The organism is Streptomyces atriruber (assembly GCF_001418325.1).
Classification (GTDB): Bacteria; Actinomycetota; Actinomycetes; order Streptomycetales; family Streptomycetaceae; genus Streptomyces; species Streptomyces atriruber.
In genome coordinates this window covers 1-2,711 of sequence record NZ_LIPN01000460.1, presented here as the reverse complement: position 1 = coordinate 2,711, position 2,711 = coordinate 1, and the positions used below count along the sequence as shown (strand labels likewise).

Annotated in this window: 3 protein-coding genes and 1 pseudogene; all 4 read right to left on the bottom strand. The window is 74.0% G+C overall.

The window, feature by feature from the left end:
* Window positions 1-33: 33 nt before the first annotated feature.
* Window positions 34-1,221 carry an alkaline phosphatase family protein gene (locus AOK03_RS35850; RefSeq protein ID WP_055569570.1) on the bottom strand — a complete coding sequence of 396 codons (1,188 nt, stop codon included), beginning with the start codon at window positions 1,219-1,221 and terminating at the stop codon, window positions 34-36.
* Window positions 1,221-1,808, bottom strand: a complete 588-nt coding sequence (locus AOK03_RS35845) for a DUF5998 family protein (RefSeq protein WP_055569569.1) — start codon at window positions 1,806-1,808, stop codon at window positions 1,221-1,223. Before AOK03_RS35845 ends, AOK03_RS35850 begins: the two co-directional genes overlap by 1 nt.
* A 111-nt stretch (window positions 1,809-1,919) precedes the next feature.
* Window positions 1,920-2,221, bottom strand: a pseudogene (locus tag AOK03_RS44495) (acetate--CoA ligase family protein); the annotation flags it as partial.
* Between the two features lie 2 nt (window positions 2,222-2,223).
* Window positions 2,224-2,711, bottom strand: a 488-nt coding sequence (locus AOK03_RS44490; protein WP_244177880.1) for an acetate--CoA ligase family protein, incomplete at both ends; no start/stop codon positions are given.

The following is a 2,711-nucleotide window of genomic DNA, read 5'->3' as shown; positions in this document are numbered from 1 at the left end:
GGGCGGGCGGGGAGACGGGCGGGCGGCGCCCGGTCAGGAGCGTACTTCGAGGAGCGGGACGAGCTGCTCGACGGGGGTCATGGAACCGTGCATCCCGACGAGGGCGGACTCCTTGGGCTCGCGCTCCGAGGCGATGATCGCCACGTCGTCGTGGGCCGCCGCGACGACGTCGCCGATGCGCTCGTACACACGTTGATCAATGTGTGGACCGAACCAGCCGGCGGCGATCGCCTCGTCGCGTCCCGCAACCCAGAACTGCTCGCCGAGCACCTCGCGCCACACCGTCAGGACGTCGTTCGCGGCGCCCGGCACCGCGTAGACGTGACGGGCGCGGCCCTCGCCGCCGAGCAGGGCGACACCCGCACGCAGCTCCCAGTCCTCGTCGAAGTCGACGCGGGACGCGTCGTCGAAGGGGATGTCGATCATGCCGTGGTCCGCGGTGACGTACAGGGCGCTGCGCGGCGGGAGCTGCTCGGCGAGGCGCTGGACGAGCCGGTCCACGTACATGAGCTGACCGCGCCAGGCGTCGGAGTCGACACCGAACCGGTGCCCCTTGCCGTCCACCTCCGCGTAGTACGTGTAGACCAACGAACGGTCCCCGGCGCCCAGTTGCTTGGCGGCGAGGTCCATGCGGTCCTCTCCGGAGAGCCTGCCCCGGAAGGTGCCGCCGCTCAGGGCGATCTTGGTGAGCGGGGTGTGCTCGAAGGTCGGCGACGAGACCTGCGCGGTGTGCACGCCCGCTTCGTGGGCGCGCTGGAAGACCGTGGGGTACGGCTGCCAGGCGTGCGGGTCGGTCCACGGGTTCCAGCGGAGCTGGTTCATCAGCTCGCCGGTGGCCGGGTTGCGGACGGCGTACCCGGGCAGGCCGTGCGCGCCGGGCGGCAGGCCCGTGCCGACCGAGGCGAGCGAAGTCGCGGTGGTGGCGGGGAAGCCCGCGGTGACGGGCCGTCCCGTGCCGCCGCGCGAGCTCTGCAGCAGCGAGGTCAGGAAGGGGGCCTCGGCGGGGTGCGCCTTGAGCTGCTCCCAGCCCAGGCCATCGATCAGGAAGACGCAGTTCCGGTCGGCCGGAGCGAGTTCGGGGATGGCGGGCGCGAAGCCGTCGACGCCCTGGTGGGCGACGAGCGTGGGCAGCAGGTCGGCCAGCGAGCCCGTGCCGTACGCGGGCACGGGAGCGGTGTCGAGGGCGAGCGGTTGTACGTCGTCCCAGGAAGGAAGGGCCATCAGCGGGCGTTGTCCGCGGTCGCCTCGGACAGGGCCTGGGCGAAGGCGAGGGTCTGCCGCACGGTGTCGGGGCCGTCGCCCGCCTCGCTGACGCGCAGGCTCAGGTCGTCGGCGGTCGAGCTGCCGGTGTATCCGTGGTCGGCCTCGCAGTTGGGGTCGCCGCAGGCGGCGGGCTCCAGGTCGATGCGCGACACGGCACCCCAGCCGATGGTCAGGACGACCTCGCGGGGCGGCGTCCCGGGCACGTACTTCTCGGGGTTGGCGACGACGCGGCTGACCACGACCGAGGAGATGCGGCCGATCTTGACGGACTCCGTGGAGGTCGTCGCGTACGGCGTCGGGGACGTGCTGTCCGCCGCCTGCTCGTCGGTGTGGCTGACGATAAAGCGCGTGCCGGTCAGGACGAGGACGGTGACGTGCCGACGCACTTCGTTGGCGTCGAACGTCGTCTCCTGGTGGACCAGGTACGACCCGATGGCCTCGCCGCCGATCGCGGCCTCCACCGCCTCGGCCACGAGGGCCGGGTAGTAGCCGCTGCGCTCGATCGCCGCGCGCAGCCCCTGGGTCGTCGTACCGGTCTTTGCCATGCCGTCCATCCTACGGCCAGGCGCGGGGCGCACGGTGCCCCGTGGCCGCCTCGGTCGCGGCCGGGACGCTCTGGTGCCCGCGAGGGGCCGTCGCGCGCCCCGGCAGGCCCCTCAGTAGCCGGGAAGGGTGCGCGGGCCCAGGTCGTCACGGGCGGGCGGGGGCGCGAGCCGGACGGAGGCGTCGAGCACGGCGAGGCCGCGCTGGGCGACGACGACGGGTTCCAGGGAGACGCCGACCACCTCGGGGTGGTCGTCGACGAGCCGGGAGACCCGCTGGAGGAGCTCTTCGAGGGCCGGGGTGTCCACGGGCGCGGAGCCGCGCCAGCCGAAGAGGAGCGGCGCGGTCCGGATGGATCTGATCAGCGAGCCCGCCTCCTGGTCGGTGACCGGGACGAGGCGGTGGGCGGTGTCGCNNGACCGCGCGCACCACGGTGTCGACGCCGCGCGGCACCATGCCCTGCACGACGGGCCGCAGCTCGGCGGGCTTGCCGAAAACGTCCGTCAGTTCCTGGTACGCCCGGCGCAGTTGCTCCTCGTCGGCCAGGTCGAGGCGCACACCGCCGAGGTCGGCGCGGTGCCGCAGGTGCGGGGCCGTGGTCTTCAGGGCCACGGGGTAACCGATGGTCCGCGCGGCGTGCACCGCCGCGTCGGCGTCGGGCGCGGGCAGGGCCCGTCGTACGCGAATGCCGTAGCGCCCGAGCAGCTCGTGGGCGTCGGCCGGGGCGAGGGTGAGGCCGCGCGGGTCGCCGTCGGCGGCGAGCAGCTCCTCGATGCGCCCGGCGGCGCCGCTCTCGTCGATGTCGTCGTACTCGTGCACCCGCCCCGGCTCGGCGGCCTCGCGTCGCCACTGCGCGTACTTGACCGCTTCGGAGAGGGCACGGACGGCCCGCTCGGCGGCGGGGT

What these genes read in the sequence shown, in the direction of transcription:
- AOK03_RS35850 (WP_055569570.1), bottom strand. Translation starts at nt 1,221, where the DNA reads ATGGCCCTTCCTTCCTGGGACGACGTACAACCGCTCGCCCTCGACACC.
- AOK03_RS35845 (WP_055569569.1), bottom strand. Translation starts at nt 1,808, where the DNA reads ATGGCAAAGACCGGTACGACGACCCAGGGGCTGCGCGCGGCGATCGAG.